The following is a 13,808-nucleotide window of genomic DNA, read 5'->3' on the forward strand; positions in this document are numbered from 1 at the left end:
CTGTGGGAGCTGGCAAGCCAGCTCCCACAGGTATTTGTGTTTCCGGTACATGTAAATAACACCGGTGAATTTTCATTATTCGCGACAAGGCATATCCAAAAACGACAACCCTTATCCCTCCACGAAAATTACTTTCACTGGGTTTGAAAACTCGATCTCGAAATGATTTATGAGTTTCACAACCCATTCGAACGTGACCCTTTCGAGGAGTACCGCATGACACCGTCCTTCGGCTATTGGCTGCTGGTGTACGCCGCCGTTGCCATCATCGCCCTGATCGTTCTGATCGCCCGTTACCGGCTCAATCCGTTCATTGTCATTACCCTGATTTCCATCGGCCTGGCGCTGGTGGCAGGGATGCCGCCGTCGGGTGTGGTGGGGGCGTATGAGGCCGGGGTGGGCAAGACGCTGGGGCACATTGCGCTGGTGGTGGCGCTGGGGACGATGCTCGGCAAGATGATGGCCGAGTCCGGCGGGGCCGAGCAGATGGCGCGCACGTTGATCGAGCGCTTTGGCGAGAAGAACGCGCACTGGGCGATGGTGTGCATTGCGTTTCTGGTGGGGCTGCCGCTGTTTTTCGAAGTCGGTTTCGTGTTGCTGGTGCCGATTGCCTTTACCGTGGCGCGGCGGGTGGGCGTGTCGATCCTGATGGTCGGTTTGCCGATGGTCGCCGGGCTGTCGGTGGTGCATGCGCTGGTGCCGCCGCACCCGGCGGCGATGCTGGCGGTGCAGGCTTATCAGGCGTCGGTCGGGCAGACCTTGCTGTACGCGATTGCCATCGGCATTCCGACGGCGATCATTGCCGGCCCCCTGTACGCCAGATTCATCGTGCCGCGCATTCAGTTGCCGGCGGATAACCCGCTGGAAAAACAATTCCTCGAACGCGAACCCCGCGACAGCCTGCCGGGTTTCGGCATCACCATGGCGACCATTCTGTTGCCGGTGGTGCTGATGCTGATCGGCGGTTGGGCCAACCTGATTTCCACGCCGGGCAGCGGCTTCAATCAGTTCCTGTTGTTCATCGGCAACTCGGTGATCGCGCTGTTGCTGGCGACGCTGTTGAGTTTCTGGACGCTCGGTATTGCCCAGGGTTTCAACCGCGAATCGATCCTCAAATTCACCAACGAATGCCTGGCACCGACCGCCAGCATCACCTTGCTGGTGGGCGCCGGTGGCGGTCTGAACCGGATTCTGGTGGACGCCGGCGTCACCGATCAGATCGTCGGCCTCGCTCATGAATTTCACCTGTCGCCGCTGATCATGGGCTGGCTGTTCGCCGCGCTGATGCGCATCGCCACCGGTTCGGCGACCGTGGCGATGACCACGGCTTCCGGCGTGGTCGCGCCAGTGGCCATCGGTCTGGGTTATCCACACCCGGAACTGCTGGTGCTGGCGACCGGCGCGGGCTCGGTTATCTTTTCCCACGTCAACGACGGCGGCTTCTGGTTGATCAAGGAATACTTCAACATGACCGTGGCCCAGACGTTCAAGACCTGGACGGTGCTGGAAACCCTGATCTCAATTGTCGCTTTCGCCCTGACCGTCGGTCTTTCCTACCTGCTGTAGTCGGAGTTATCCGCCATGGACATCCTTTATCAGATCCGCGCCCGTCAGGATTCCTTTAGCGCCGGTGAAGGACGCATCGCCCGTCTGATGCTCGACGACGTAGGATTTGCCGCCTCCGCCAGCCTCGAAGAGTTGGCGCAGCGGGCCGAAGTCAGCACCGCCACCCTGTCGCGCTTCGCCCGCTCCGTCGGTTGTCGCGACCTGCGCGACCTGCGTCTGCAACTGGCCCAGGCCAGCGGCGTCGGCAGCCGTTTCCTCGACCCGGCGGGCACGCCCGAGCAGTCGGCGTTTTACGGGCAGATCGTCGGCGATATCGAAACCACCTTGCGCCAGCATCTGGCGGCGTTCGACGAATCACGCTTCGCCGATGCGGTGAAACTGCTGGGCCAGGCGCGGATGATCCACGCCTTCGGCATCGGCGGTTGCTCGACCCTGTGCAGCGACGAATTGCAGGTGCGACTGGTGCGCCTCGGCTACCCGATTGCGGTGTGCCACGACGCGGTGATGATGCGCGTCACCGCCGCCAGCCTTAGCGCCGAGCAGGTGGTGATCGTCTGTTCGCTGACCGGCATCACCCCGGAGTTGCTGGAGACCGTGGCGCTGGCGCGCAACTACGGCGCACGGATTCTCGCCATCACCCGCGCCGACTCGCCGCTGGCGGAACTGGCCGACATCGTCCTGCCGCTGCAAGGCGCCGAGACCTCGTTCATCTACAAACCGACGGCGGCGCGCTACGGCATGCTGCTCGCCATCGACGTGCTGGCCACCGAGCTGGCGCTGGCCAATCCTGAAGACAATCAAGAACGTCTGCGGCGGATCAAACTCGCCCTCGACGAATACCGCGGCGGCGACGATCACCTGCCGCTGGGAGACTGACATGCTGTACGACACCCTGATTCGCAACGCTCTGGTCATCGACGGCAGCAACCGCCCCGGTTACACCGCCGACGTGGCGATCCTCGATGGCCGCATCGCGCGCATCGGCGACTTGCAAGATGTCAGTGCCAGCGAGGAAATCGACGCCGCTGGCCGTGTGCTGGCGCCGGGTTTCATCGACGTGCACACCCACGACGACACCGTGGTGATCCGTCAGCCGCAGATGCTGCCAAAGCTCAGCCAAGGCGTGACCACGGTGATTGTCGGCAACTGCGGGATCAGTGCGGCGCCGGTCAGCTTGCGCGGCGATCCGCCGGATCCGATGAACCTGCTCGGCTCGGCGGCAGCGTTCGTCTATCCACGTTTTCGCGATTATCGGGCGGCGGTCGAAGCGGCCAATACCACACTGAACGTGGCGGCGCTGGTCGGGCACACGGCGCTGCGCAGCAATCACCTCGATGATCTGTTCCGCACCGCGACCGACGCTGAAATCAGCGCGATGCGCGAGCAGTTGCGTGAAAGCCTGGAGGCGGGCGCCCTCGGTTTATCCACAGGTCTGGCGTATGCGAGCGCGTTCTCGGCATCCACCGACGAAGTCATGCAACTGACTGAAGAACTGAAAGCATTCGGCGCCGTGTACACCACCCACCTGCGCAGTGAATTCGAACCGGTGCTGGAAGCAATGGACGAGGCCTTCCGCATCGGCCGCCATGCTCAATCGCCGGTAATCATTTCCCATCTCAAATGCGCCGGTGCCGGTAACTGGGGCCGTAGTCCGCAGTTGCTCGCCTCGCTGGAGGTGGCGGCGAAAACTCACCCGGTCGGTTGCGATTGCTATCCGTATGCGGCGAGTTCTTCGACCCTGGATCTGAAGCAGGTCACCGACGCCCATCGCATCACCATCACCTGGTCGACGCCGCATCCGGAAATGGGTGGTCGCGATCTGATGGACATCGCCACCGAATGGAATCTGTCGTTGCTCGACGCCGCCAAACGCCTGCAACCGGCGGGCGCGGTGTATTACGGGATGGACGAGAACGACGTGCGCCGGATCCTCGCTCATCCGCTGTCGATGGTCGGTTCCGATGGCCTGCCGGAAGACCCGTTCCCCCATCCGCGTCTGTGGGGCGCTTTCCCACGGGTGCTCGGCCATTTCAGTCGCGATGTCGGCCTGTTTCCGCTGCACACCGCCGTGCACAAGATGACCGGTCTGTCGGCCGCGCGTTTCGGCCTGAAGGAAAGGGGCGAAATTCGTGAAGGGCACTGGGCGGATCTGGTGTTGTTCGACCCGGCGACCGTACGTGACGTGGCGGATTTCAACGACCCGCAACGTGCCGCGCAAGGCATCGACGGGGTGTGGATCAATGGTGTGTTGAGTTATCGCGACGGCCAGGCCAACGGGCAAACAGCAGGGCGGTTCCTGGCGCGCCAGGGCGATCTGCGCGACGGCTTTCGTTGAATTTTGCTGACTGCGTCACGGTGATGGCACATTGCAATTAAAGAAAGCCATCACCAAGCCGAATTGCTGACATCCACCCCGGCTACACTCAGGGGCCAATCAGTCAGGGAGCAACCCATGAGCTTCGGCAAAACCACCCCGATCCTGCGGATTTTCGATGAAGCCAAAGCCGTGGAGTTCTACGTCGACTTCCTCGGCTTCAAGATCGACTGGCAGCATCGTTTCGAACCCGGTTTCCCGTTGTACCTGCAAGTGTCGCGCGGCGAGTGTGTGCTGCATCTGTCCGAACACCACGGCGATGCAACCCCGGGTTCGGCCCTGCGGATCGAGACCGATGAGCTGGAAGCATTTCAGCAGCAGTTGCTGGCCAAGGAGTACAAGTTCTCGCATCCACAGATTCAGGCCATGCCGTGGGGCAGCCAGGACATGACCATCGCCGATCCGTTCGGCAATCGTCTGGTGTTCACCAACGCGATCAGCCTCTAGCCGTCGTTCGAGACCCGGTGAGTCTGCCGAAACTCGCCGGGCGGCATCCCGCGTCGGCTCTTGAAGGCGCGGTGAAAGGAGCGTGATTCGCTGAAGCCCAGATACTGGGCAATGTCCTGAATCGGCAGGGTGCTGTTGAGCAGGTAATGCTCGGCCAGTTCCTGGCGCAGTTCATCGAGAATCTGCTGATACGACGTGCCGGCCTGATGCAACTGACGTTGCAGCGTGCGTACCGACACGGCGAGATGTTCGGCCACTTGTTCCTTGCGCGGCAGGCCTTCCTTGAGCAACTGGCGCAGGATGCTTTTGACCCGCTGCTCCAGCGACACATCCTCCAGCGTCGCCATCAGACTTTGTGCGTGTTCCTCCAGGGTGCGCAGCAAATGCGCATCGGCCTGGCGCAACGGCAACTGCAAATACGGCAGCGGCACGATCAGCGCGGAATAAGGCTGATCGAACAGCACCGGGCATTCAAAAAACTGTTCGTACTGCGCCAGCGTCGTGCCCGCCGGCAGTGAGTGTTCCAGCCACACGGCGGCCGGCGACAGTCGGGTATCGGCGATCCAGCGTGCGTATTGCAGCCAGGAGCCGAGCACGTTCTCCACCAGATGCCGGCGGATCCGCCGGCGTTCAAAGCGGCAGCTCCAGATCAGGTGCACGTGGCTATCGTGCACCTCGGCGCGGCTGACGCCCATGTCGCCCACCAGTTTTTCGAACGGCATGATGCGGCTCATGGCATCGCCCAATGTCGCGCAATTCATGGTGATGTAACCCAGCACGCTCCACGAGTTGGGCAGGACGAAATTCGCCGCGTTGAGGCCGAACAGCGGATCGCCCGAGTGTTCGCAAAAGTAATCGAGCAACCGCTCATGGGTTTCCCCCGGCAGGCGCAGACTGTTGTCGCTCAACTGCTGCGCCTGCAACCCCGCCGCCGCCAATGCAGGCTCGATGGCCAGGCCCAGATGTTCGGCATGGCGCAGGTACTTGAGCAGCGGTGGGACGGAGGTGAAGCCGAGCGATTGCATGACCGAATCCTCTTGATCGAGGCCGCCGTGGGCGGATGAGCGCTCTGAAAGGTAATTTGAATCCGCGAATAAAGTAAATGGCTGACGCTTGCGCGACGTTGGGGGTTGAGGTGATCAACCCTTGGAGAATTTGAGCGAGACAAGCCTTAAGCCTTTGTGACAAAGCCCGCGTCCTGCGGGCTTTGTCATTGAACGATCAATAAGAAGCGGCGAGTGCACCGCACTCGCCATCTCCCGCATCAATCCGTCGGCACGACCTTGTCCAGCGCACGGTTAACGGCCAGTTCGGCGATCATCACGATCTGGGCGATGCCTTGCAGGGTCTTGCGGTGGCTGCCCTCGACCATTGCCACATGATTGTTGAGCATGACGGTGGCGGAACCGAGGGATTCGCTGGCGTCCACCAGCAGGGATTCGGTGTCGGCTTCGGGATGAGCCTGGTAGAGAGTGTTGGGTTTGTAGGGCGCGGCCATGATGTGGGCGCTGAGTGGGCCCAGGTGATAATCGAGGGCGCGTTCGGCGGCTTCGTTGAAGCGTTTCGATCCGGGGCATTCGTAGGGGGATGTTGGATCCGGGAGGGTTGTGGGTTCGGTGAGTGGCGGGTTTGGCGTTACCTTGAACATGGGTGATTTACCTCTTGGTTGAGGCCGCACCTTTTCGCCGCTAAGCAAAAGGGTGGCAGCTGTGCGCAAGTTAGCGGACCGGTAAGTCACCCAAAACCCGGCGCACCCGAAGGTGCCATGCGCACAGCCACCATCAAGTGCAGGCTGGCGCCTGACTGGATTCGACATGTGCAACCGTAGGGGACATTCCGAACCGCTAAGTTCGATCACTGGAAATCAGTGACGCAATCAAGTTACGCAGCCAGCCCAAGGCGCACAAGCCGGCGGATTCTGGCGTAGCCGTAGGCAACGGCGCAAGGTTTTGTGGGCTTCGGGACGTATCACGGCGTGTCATTAAACACCTCTGATCAAGCGTGTGTAATTGCGTTTCAGAACGCGTCATCCACTTCCTGAGGTTGGCAATTTCCGGGCAAAAAAGAAGGGCAGCTTTTCAGCTGCCCTTCTTTGTACATCGGCTTTCGTGTGCAGGGTTTACACGCGGAAATGGCTCACCATCTGCTGCAACTGCCCACCCAACCGCGCCAGTTCAACGCTGGACTTGGCCGTCTCATCACTCGCCGCCGCCGTCTGTTCCGACACGTCGCGGACGTTGATGATGCTGCGGCTGATTTCTTCGGCCACGGCGCTTTGCTGTTCGGCGGCTGCGGCGATCTGCTGGTTCATCGACTGGATGTTCGACACCGTGCGGGTGATGTTTTCCAGCGAGTCGCCAGCCTTGCGGGTCAGGGCCACGCTGCTGTCGGTCAGGGCGCGGCTGTTGTTCATCACGGCGGCCACTTGCTGCGTGCCGTTCTGCAGACCGGCCACCAGGCCTTCGATTTCCTCGGTGGATTTCTGGGTGCGCTGGGCCAGGCCACGGACTTCGTCGGCAACCACGGCAAAACCGCGACCGGCCTCACCGGCACGAGCCGCTTCGATGGCAGCGTTGAGGGCCAGCAGGTTGGTCTGTTCGGCCACGGCCTTGATCACGTCCATGACGCTGCCGATCTTGTCGCTTTCCTGTTGCAGCACGCTCATGGCTTCGGTGGAGCGCACCACTTCGCTGGCCAGACGCTCGATCTGGGCGATGGCTTCGTTCACCACTTTGTCGCCTTCGCGGGCTTCGCCGTCAGCGGCGGCTGCGGCTTGCGAGGCTTCTTCGGCGTTGCGCGCGACTTCCTGCACGGTGGCAGTCATCTCGTGCATCGCGGTGGCAACCTGATCGGTCTCGACTTTCTGGCTGTTCACGCCGGCGCTGGTCTGTTCGGTCACGGCCGACAGTTCTTCGGCGGCGCTGGCGATCTGGGTCACGCCGTCGCGGATGCCGCTGATCAGGTCGCGCAGGGTCACGCCCATGCGCGCGATGCCTTGTTGCAACACGCCGAGTTCGTCGCGGCGGGTAACCACAACGTTGTGGCTCAGGTCGCCGCTGGCGATGCGGTCGACCACGGCCATGGTTTCCTGCAGCGGACGGGTGATCTGACGGGTGATGATGAAGGCAGCGATGACGCCGACCAGCAACGCCAGCAGGGTGCTGATCAGTTGCAGGGTGCGAGCCTGGGCGCTTTCTGCGTCACGGCGATCGAGCTGGATCTGATACAGCTGCTCGCTCAGGGTCACGATGGTCGTGCCCTGATCGGTCATTTCCTTGCGCGCCTGCACCGCATCGGTGTTGGCGTTCTTGAAGGCCTGCAAGGCGCTGCGGTAGTTGGTCAATGCGGTTTCCAGCTGACGCAGGGCGTCCTGTTGGGTGCTGGCGAAATGCATGTTCAGTGGCTTGAGGCTGGCGATGGCCACGTCCAGTTGGCCGACGGCTTTCTGCTCGGTTTCGGCGTTGGCGGTGGCGGTGTAGCCACGCACTTCGTAGCGCGCCAGGATGAACGCTTCCTTGGCGGCGGTGACGGCCTGGAACTGCTCGAAACGCTCATCGCTCAGCGGCATTTGCTGGACGCGGTTGCTCAGCGCTTCGATCAGGCCGTAGGCCGTCGCGGCACTGGCGGCCATCGAGTCGCGCGCCGTGTTGCCGGTGCGGTAGGCGTTACGCATTTTGTTCAGGGACGTCTGGTATTCGGCGATGGTCGCCGCCTGCTCCTTGAGCAGCTTGACGTTTTCCGGGCTCTTGAAGCTGCTGATCAGCTTCTGCTGCTGGGCGGCGAACCCGTCGAGGGTGGTCTGCACGTTCTGCGCGGCCGTTTCGTCGCCGTTGGTCAGCATGTATTGCAGGCGCACCACGCGCAGTTTGGTCAGGCCAGCGTTGAGCTGGGTGATGTCGCTCATCCAGTTGCTGCGGTCAATCAGGCCGCCCAGGCTGGTCCAGCCAGTGAGCGCCAGGATGCAGGTCAGGGCCAGGACGAGGCCGAATCCGAGTCCCAGTTTCAGGTTCACGCTGATGTTGCCGAACCAGCTATTCATCAAAAATCCTCCAGAAAAACGTTGTGCGTCTTGATCGTCGGTCAGGCTGGAAGATTGTTGTTTTTTTGCGCCAGCAAGGGTGTAAGCAGGACTGTATCGGCCGCAAATCCGAGAGCTGAAAGGTTTTTGTCCTACGGAATTTGTAACAGGCACTCACAAGACTTTTTTCACATGGGTTTCACTGCCTGCCCACGCCGTGCTCTCTAACCTCGCCGCATCGAATGACAAGTGATGGCGGCTTTTTGTGGAATTGCGACTGAGTCTGTTCGGCGTCAAGCGCTCGATTGATCTGAGCGGTCTGGCCCGTTTTCGAAACACCTGGGTGGTATTGGCAGCCTCGGTGCTGGTGATCCCTTTGACCCTCTGGCTGCTGGCACCGGCGGCGGTGCCTGACCTTGCCCATGGCAATGTGGCCGGGGCGCAGGCGCTGAAGGAGGGCTGGAACAAAGGCGACATCATCGTGCTGGTGCGCCACGTCGAGCGCTGCGACCACTCGAAAGCCGCTTGCCTGAGCGGCCAAGATGGCATCACCGATCGCTCGCGCAGTGTCGCGGTGGGCGTCGGCGCGCAGTTCGAGCAGTTGGGCCTGGACAAGGCCGACGTCTACAACAGCCCGATGATGCGCACCGTGCAGACCGCCGGCTACATGTTCAACAAGGCGACGGCCAGTGAAGACTGGCTGATCAGTTGCAAGGGCCGGATGTTGCAGGACGCGCTCGCGCACAAGGTCCCGGGACGCAACCTGATTCTGGTGACCCACAGCGAATGCATGGCGCAGCTGGAAAAAGACCTCAAGGTGCCGGCCTCGACCCTCGGGTACGGCGCATCGCTGTTTGTTTCCGCCGCCAGCCCGGCGGCCCCACAGATGCTCGGCTTCATTGAAGCCTCCGACTGGCGCACGGTGACCACCCGATGAAATCACGCTTTTACGCTTATAACTTCGGCATCCCGCTGCTCTGCGCAGCCGTGGTTTTTCTGATGTTCGACATGACCAACATCGACATCGCCTTCAGCAATTTGCTCTTCGATCCACTGACCCACACCTTTCCGCTCGACAAGCTTCACTTCTTTGAAAAACTGACCCACAAGTGGGCGCGGATCATTCCGAACTGGACGGCGGAAATTGCCTTGATCGGCGCCATGCTGTCGTTGGTCTGGCCACTGGTGAAACCGCAAAAGCATCCGCGTCTGGGCGGGTTTCTCGAGCGCGGTAAAGTCGCCCCGGTGCTGCGCTTTACCGCCGATCACCGTAGGGATTTTCTGTTTGTGGTGGTGGCTTTCGCGGTCTGCACCGGGGTGATCCATTTCCTCAAGGCGCATACCAGCGTCTACTGCCCGATCGAAACCACGCTGTACGGCGGAAAGATGCCGCACATCGAGTGGTACAACAATTTCCAGCTGTTCCACGAAGCGGGTGAAGGGCGTTGCTGGCCGGGCGGTCATGCTTCCGGTGGTTTCACCATGCTGGCGCTGTATTTCGTGGCGCGTCGTTATCAGTGGCGTTTCTCCAGCGCGTTGTTGTGGGGCTCGCTGCTGCTCGGTTTTGTCTACGGCACTACGCGAGTCCTACAGGGCTGGCACTACATGTCCCACACGTTTTGGGCCGGGATCTTCGTGTGGCTGGCGTGTTTGCTGACGGCGCTGGCGTTTTACGGGCGGGCTCGTCTGGAATTGCCGGTGTTGAGCAAGCGAGAGCGGAAGGTGTTCGGCGCACAGCCTGAGGTTTCTCTCTGAGTCCTCGCCGCTGAAATGAAAAACCCGCCATCACCGGCGGGTGTTTCGTTTGTGCTGTCGTGGCATCAATAGCCGACGAAGTAATACGCCTGGCGCCCGACCATCATGGTCTTGTGGACTTTCAGCGGGGCGGTGGGTTCGCTGTCTCCCGACATCACGGCGATGTTCGATGGCGATGCACTGAGAAAGTCCCGTAGCTGCGCATCGGTGTCCAGGCCCTTGAGTACGCTTTGGGTATAGAACACGCTGGCGCCGCCGACCCGTTCGTTGGCTTGAAACAGCGCGACCTGATTGCCGCTCGCTTGCAGGGCCTGAATGTGTTCGGTCAGCGGCAGGAACGACAGGTGTTTATCGGCGTTGGGCAGTGCCCATTGCGCGGCGCCTAAATAGCTCGCGATGACAACAGTCAGTATCCCCGCCGCCAGTGTCTGACGATGACGGGCGATTCGTCCGACAAAACCATTCTTGTGATCCTTCAACTTGTCGAACAGCACGCCCGCATATTCCGCCGCGATCACTGCCGCTGCGGGTGTCATCGACATCAGGTACACCGTACGTTTGCTCGAGGCCAGGGTCAGCAGGATGAACTGCGCAATGATCCACAGGCTGAAAAACAGCAGGTAACGGTTGGCCTTCAGCTCCTTGCGAAAATGCCACAACCCCAGATACACCAGAATGTTCCAGGGCAGGAACGCCTGCGGCAGCTTGGCGAGGTAGTAGTAGAACGGCTCGTAGTGCCCGGCTTCGACGAACGATCCGCTGAAGCGTCCGACGCTGTTGGTCAGCAACACTTCGCTGACGGCCTGGACGCCGCCGCGCTGATAGAGCACGGCAAGCCAGATCATCAACGGGATCAGACCGACCAGGGTCAGCAAACCCGGACGCAGCCAGTCCGTCAGCTTGAAGCGCTTGTCCATCAGGTTGTCGGCCAGCAGAAAAGCGAAAATCACCACCCCCGGCATCGCCAACCCGAGCACGCCTTTGCTCAACGTAGCGATCGCAATCCCGACTACAAACAGCAACGAACTGCCCGGGGTCGATGCCCGCTGCGCCTGAAAAAACGCCAGCAACGCCATGGTCACGCCGAGGGCAAGCAGAGCATCCTCGCCGACCCCGCGCACGTTGCTCCAGTAACTGGCCATGGTTGCCAGCAGAATCCCCGCCGTCCAGGCGATGGCCTTCGGGCGTTCGAAGCGGCGCAACATGGCGTACAGCAGCATCACGCTGAGCAACCCGGCCACCGCCGACGCCAGTCGCACCGCCCAGGGCGAGACACCGAAAACCCGCAGGGCGCCGGCGTCCAGCCACAGGCTCAGAGGCGGTTTTTCCAGGAAGGGTTCGCCGAACAGACGCGGCGTCACCCAGTCATTGTCCAGGTGCATTTCCATCGCAATGCCCGCAACACGGGCCTCGGTGGAACCTTGCAGTTGATGGTTACCAAGGGCGAAAAAGAACAGCAGAGCGGCAAGCAGAAGCAGGGAAGAGGCGGCACGCGACATGGGTTCAGGCAACCGGAAGTGAGCGGAAACCCGAGCTTACGCGGCCAATCCTTAATAAATTGTGAACGTCACGACAGCGGCCGCGACCAGCGTTGCTCCTGCGTTTCGAAACGTGGATTGACCCGCGCCGTCAGCACATGATCCTGCCAGCGCCCGGCAATGTTCAGATAGGCCTTGGCATAACCTTCACGTTCAAACCCGAGGCGCTCCAGCAACCGGGCGCTGCGCTCATTGCCGGGAATGTAGTTGGCCATGATCCGGTGCAGGTTCTGGGTCTCGAACATATAGGCGATGGCCGCCTCCAGCGCTTCCTGCATCAACCCCTTGCCCTGATGCGCCTCGTCGATGTGATAACCCAGATAACACGCCTGAAACGCACCGCGGATGATCCCGCTGAAATTGCAGGCGCCGATCATCTGCTCGCCGTCCGGGGTCAGCAACGCCATGTGCACCGCCAGCCCGGCTTCGAAGGCGCTGGCCTGAATTTCAAGGCGTCGGCGGATCTGTTCAGTGGAGAAGTAGTCGGTGGTGCGAATCGGCGACCACGGCGCGAGGTGACGTTGATTGCGCTGGTAGAACGCGTTTTCCAGCGGCGCTTGATCCGGGTCGAGTACCGCGAGCGTGAGGTGTTGACAGGGCAGGGTCAGCAGCGGCATCGGGTGCTCCGGAAGCAGGGAATGATTGACAGAATTGTCCGGCCGGACGGAAAACACAACTGGATCGCCGAACGCAGAGCACTATAAATTTCCCTGATTCACTTCACATCCGGTTATGAGATGCGTCGTTCAAGGAGGACATGATGGAATGGGCATTCAACGCGGGGGAGCAGTCGCTGCGACTGATACCGGCGGATCCGGCGTTTTACTCGTTGTTTCAGCAGGCGCTGAACGCCAGCTACCTGGATCATTCGGAGTTTCTGCCCTGGCCGCGTGAGTACACCAACGCGGAGCAGGCGCTCGAGTTCCTGCTGAAGGCCCGAAAAGAGTTCAACAGTGAAGCCGGCGAGCGACGATGGCTGATCGTGACCGAGGACGGGCAAGCGCTGATCGGTTGCATCGGACTCAAGCCCCGCTCGCGCAACCGCTACGTCGTGGGTTATTGGGCCAACACCGAGCAATCGGGCAAGGGCTACATGCGCGCCGCCCTCACGCACCTGCTCAACAACCTTCCTGAATTCACCTTTTACCTGACGGCGTCCTCTGCCAATGCGCGAAGCCGGCGTCTGGCCGAGGCTGTCGGGTTTGTGTTGATCAGGATCCACCCAGGGGCCCGGCAATCGGAACGGCACGGTGAGCAAGACACCTGCGTCTATCGCCTGCCAGGCAAAACGCAGGCGAAAAAAAGCCCGCAGGAGCGCGGGCGAACCGTAGTTTCTTGAATGAGCGAGGCCAATGTACACGGCCATCACCGCCGCCGGGGTGAAGAAAAGTTCATGTCGATGAACGACTTGCGTCATCGACGAACGGTCGCTTTCAGTGCACGACAGGCGCCGTCGTACGGGGCACCAGATTCACTGGATCAAGGTTCTCCACGGCGCGATTGACCAGCATTTCGGTCATGATCGACAGCTGCCGGATCGCCAGCAACCGGCTGCGTTGAGAGCCCGTGAAATCATCGGCGATGTTGGCAGTCATCATGTTGAGAGCCGCCAGGGTTTCGCAGGCATGGGTCAGCAGAGTGGCCGTATCCACATCGGTGCGCACGGAGAAAATCTCGTTGAAAGGCAGGGTGCGACGCGGCTTTCTCACGTATTCCTGAGGCTGGGCAAGCACTGCCGGTTCTTTCGATTCGGCTTCGTGAGACGGTGTTTGATCAGGCAGGCTTGGGGTGTCTTTTTTCATGACGAGGCTCCATGGTTTCAGGCTCCCGGCGAATCCCTTCGGTAAACCATCTGCCGGGTTGCAGCGGAGCGCGAAGACTAGCGTTTGGAAGCATCTTGAACCAGTTCATGGAATTCGACGTGGGTTGCGGGAAATTTCCTAGGACGGTGGCTGGAGGTGTTATCTGGATGAGGGAGTGTAGATGTTACCAGGCCCGCATTGGGCGGGCCTTGTCGTTGAGAGTTGGTGGATCGGGGGGGATTTGAATTTGCTCAGCAAACTATTGATTTATCGCGTCTATCTCGATTTTTTTTGGCTGGAGTACCAGT

At 60.9% G+C, this 13,808-nt stretch carries 13 protein-coding genes and 1 pseudogene; 7 read left to right on the forward strand and 7 right to left on the reverse strand.

Features of this window, described 5'->3' with window-relative positions:
- Positions 1-216: 216 nt before the first annotated feature.
- The 4 genes from CAF77_RS11920 to CAF77_RS11935 all read left to right on the forward strand — a co-directional run bounded on the left by CAF77_RS11920 (position 217) and on the right by CAF77_RS11935 (position 4,387).
- Entirely contained in the window at positions 217-1,566 is a 1,350-nt protein-coding gene (locus CAF77_RS11920) for a GntP family permease (protein WP_064384140.1), read from the forward strand.
- A 15-nt stretch (positions 1,567-1,581) separates the two neighbouring features.
- Positions 1,582-2,442 carry a MurR/RpiR family transcriptional regulator gene (locus CAF77_RS11925; RefSeq protein WP_064382613.1) on the forward strand — a complete coding sequence of 287 codons (861 nt, stop codon included), beginning with the start codon at positions 1,582-1,584 and terminating at the stop codon, positions 2,440-2,442.
- 1 nt (position 2,443) lies between these two features.
- Positions 2,444-3,901 carry a D-aminoacylase gene (locus tag CAF77_RS11930; protein WP_064382612.1) on the forward strand — a complete coding sequence of 486 codons (1,458 nt, stop codon included), beginning with the start codon at positions 2,444-2,446 and terminating at the stop codon, positions 3,899-3,901.
- A gap of 117 nt (positions 3,902-4,018) precedes the next feature.
- On the forward strand, positions 4,019-4,387 hold the full coding sequence (locus tag CAF77_RS11935; RefSeq protein ID WP_011332360.1) for a glyoxalase superfamily protein: 369 nt from the start codon (positions 4,019-4,021) through the stop codon (positions 4,385-4,387).
- Here the strand turns inward: CAF77_RS11935 and CAF77_RS11940 are convergent.
- The 4 genes and pseudogenes from CAF77_RS11940 to CAF77_RS29710 all read right to left on the reverse strand — a co-directional run.
- On the reverse strand, positions 4,384-5,412 hold the full coding sequence (locus tag CAF77_RS11940; protein ID WP_085654545.1) for an AraC family transcriptional regulator: 1,029 nt from the start codon (positions 5,410-5,412) through the stop codon (positions 4,384-4,386). The genes CAF77_RS11935 and CAF77_RS11940 overlap by 4 nt on opposite strands.
- 239 nt (positions 5,413-5,651) lie before the next feature.
- Positions 5,652-6,035, reverse strand: coding sequence for a DUF6124 family protein (locus CAF77_RS11945; RefSeq protein WP_085654547.1), 384 nt, complete (start codon positions 6,033-6,035; stop codon positions 5,652-5,654).
- Between the two features lie 471 nt (positions 6,036-6,506).
- Complete coding sequence (locus CAF77_RS29705; protein ID WP_371857340.1) at positions 6,507-7,370, reverse strand: methyl-accepting chemotaxis protein; 864 nt, start codon at positions 7,368-7,370, stop codon at positions 6,507-6,509.
- Between the two features lie 42 nt (positions 7,371-7,412).
- Positions 7,413-8,426 (reverse strand): annotated as a pseudogene (locus CAF77_RS29710) (methyl-accepting chemotaxis protein); the annotation flags it as partial.
- A 244-nt stretch (positions 8,427-8,670) separates the two neighbouring features.
- Here CAF77_RS29710 and CAF77_RS11955 point away from each other — a divergent pair.
- Positions 8,671-9,342, forward strand: coding sequence for a histidine phosphatase family protein (locus tag CAF77_RS11955; RefSeq protein ID WP_085654551.1), 672 nt, complete (start codon positions 8,671-8,673; stop codon positions 9,340-9,342).
- Complete coding sequence (locus tag CAF77_RS11960) at positions 9,339-10,160, forward strand: phosphatase PAP2 family protein (protein WP_085654552.1); 822 nt, start codon at positions 9,339-9,341, stop codon at positions 10,158-10,160. The genes CAF77_RS11955 and CAF77_RS11960 overlap by 4 nt, the downstream gene beginning before the upstream one ends.
- A 65-nt stretch (positions 10,161-10,225) precedes the next feature.
- On the opposite strand, the gene CAF77_RS11965 is transcribed toward CAF77_RS11960, so the two are convergent.
- Together CAF77_RS11965 and rimJ are read right to left on the reverse strand one after the other, a co-directional pair.
- Complete coding sequence (locus CAF77_RS11965) at positions 10,226-11,659, reverse strand: glycosyltransferase family 39 protein (RefSeq protein ID WP_085654554.1); 1,434 nt, start codon at positions 11,657-11,659, stop codon at positions 10,226-10,228.
- A 68-nt stretch (positions 11,660-11,727) separates the two neighbouring features.
- The gene (rimJ, locus tag CAF77_RS11970) at positions 11,728-12,315 is read right to left on the reverse strand and encodes a ribosomal protein S5-alanine N-acetyltransferase (protein ID WP_085654556.1); all 588 of its coding nucleotides are present in this window, start codon (positions 12,313-12,315) and stop codon (positions 11,728-11,730) included.
- Between the two features lie 143 nt (positions 12,316-12,458).
- On the opposite strand from rimJ, the gene CAF77_RS11975 reads away from it, so the two are divergent.
- On the forward strand, positions 12,459-13,037 hold the full coding sequence (locus tag CAF77_RS11975; RefSeq protein WP_085654557.1) for a GNAT family N-acetyltransferase: 579 nt from the start codon (positions 12,459-12,461) through the stop codon (positions 13,035-13,037).
- 94 nt (positions 13,038-13,131) lie between these two features.
- Here CAF77_RS11975 and CAF77_RS11980 read toward each other — a convergent pair whose 3' ends face one another.
- Positions 13,132-13,500, reverse strand: coding sequence for a DUF6124 family protein (locus CAF77_RS11980; protein WP_064382603.1), 369 nt, complete (start codon positions 13,498-13,500; stop codon positions 13,132-13,134).
- Positions 13,501-13,808: the final 308 nt, after the last annotated feature.

This window comes from Pseudomonas sp. R15(2017), assembly GCF_002112685.1.
Lineage (GTDB): Bacteria > Pseudomonadota > Gammaproteobacteria > Pseudomonadales > Pseudomonadaceae > Aquipseudomonas > Aquipseudomonas glycinae.

Excerpts from the sequence above, each read along its gene's own strand:
- CAF77_RS11920 (WP_064384140.1), top strand. The coding sequence starts at position 217 with ATGACACCGTCCTTCGGCTATTGGCTGCTGGTGTACGCCGCCGTTGCC.
- CAF77_RS11925 (WP_064382613.1), top strand. The coding sequence starts at position 1,582 with ATGGACATCCTTTATCAGATCCGCGCCCGTCAGGATTCCTTTAGCGCC.
- CAF77_RS11930 (WP_064382612.1), top strand. The coding sequence starts at position 2,444 with ATGCTGTACGACACCCTGATTCGCAACGCTCTGGTCATCGACGGCAGC.
- CAF77_RS11935 (WP_011332360.1), top strand. The coding sequence starts at position 4,019 with ATGAGCTTCGGCAAAACCACCCCGATCCTGCGGATTTTCGATGAAGCC.
- CAF77_RS11940 (WP_085654545.1), bottom strand. The coding sequence starts at position 5,412 with ATGCAATCGCTCGGCTTCACCTCCGTCCCACCGCTGCTCAAGTACCTG.
- CAF77_RS11945 (WP_085654547.1), bottom strand. The coding sequence starts at position 6,035 with ATGTTCAAGGTAACGCCAAACCCGCCACTCACCGAACCCACAACCCTC.
- CAF77_RS29705 (WP_371857340.1), bottom strand. The coding sequence starts at position 7,370 with ATGGGCGTGACCCTGCGCGACCTGATCAGCGGCATCCGCGACGGCGTG.
- CAF77_RS11960 (WP_085654552.1), top strand. The coding sequence starts at position 9,339 with ATGAAATCACGCTTTTACGCTTATAACTTCGGCATCCCGCTGCTCTGC.
- CAF77_RS11965 (WP_085654554.1), bottom strand. The coding sequence starts at position 11,659 with ATGTCGCGTGCCGCCTCTTCCCTGCTTCTGCTTGCCGCTCTGCTGTTC.
- rimJ (WP_085654556.1), bottom strand. The coding sequence starts at position 12,315 with ATGCCGCTGCTGACCCTGCCCTGTCAACACCTCACGCTCGCGGTACTC.
- CAF77_RS11975 (WP_085654557.1), top strand. The coding sequence starts at position 12,459 with ATGGAATGGGCATTCAACGCGGGGGAGCAGTCGCTGCGACTGATACCG.
- CAF77_RS11980 (WP_064382603.1), bottom strand. The coding sequence starts at position 13,500 with ATGAAAAAAGACACCCCAAGCCTGCCTGATCAAACACCGTCTCACGAA.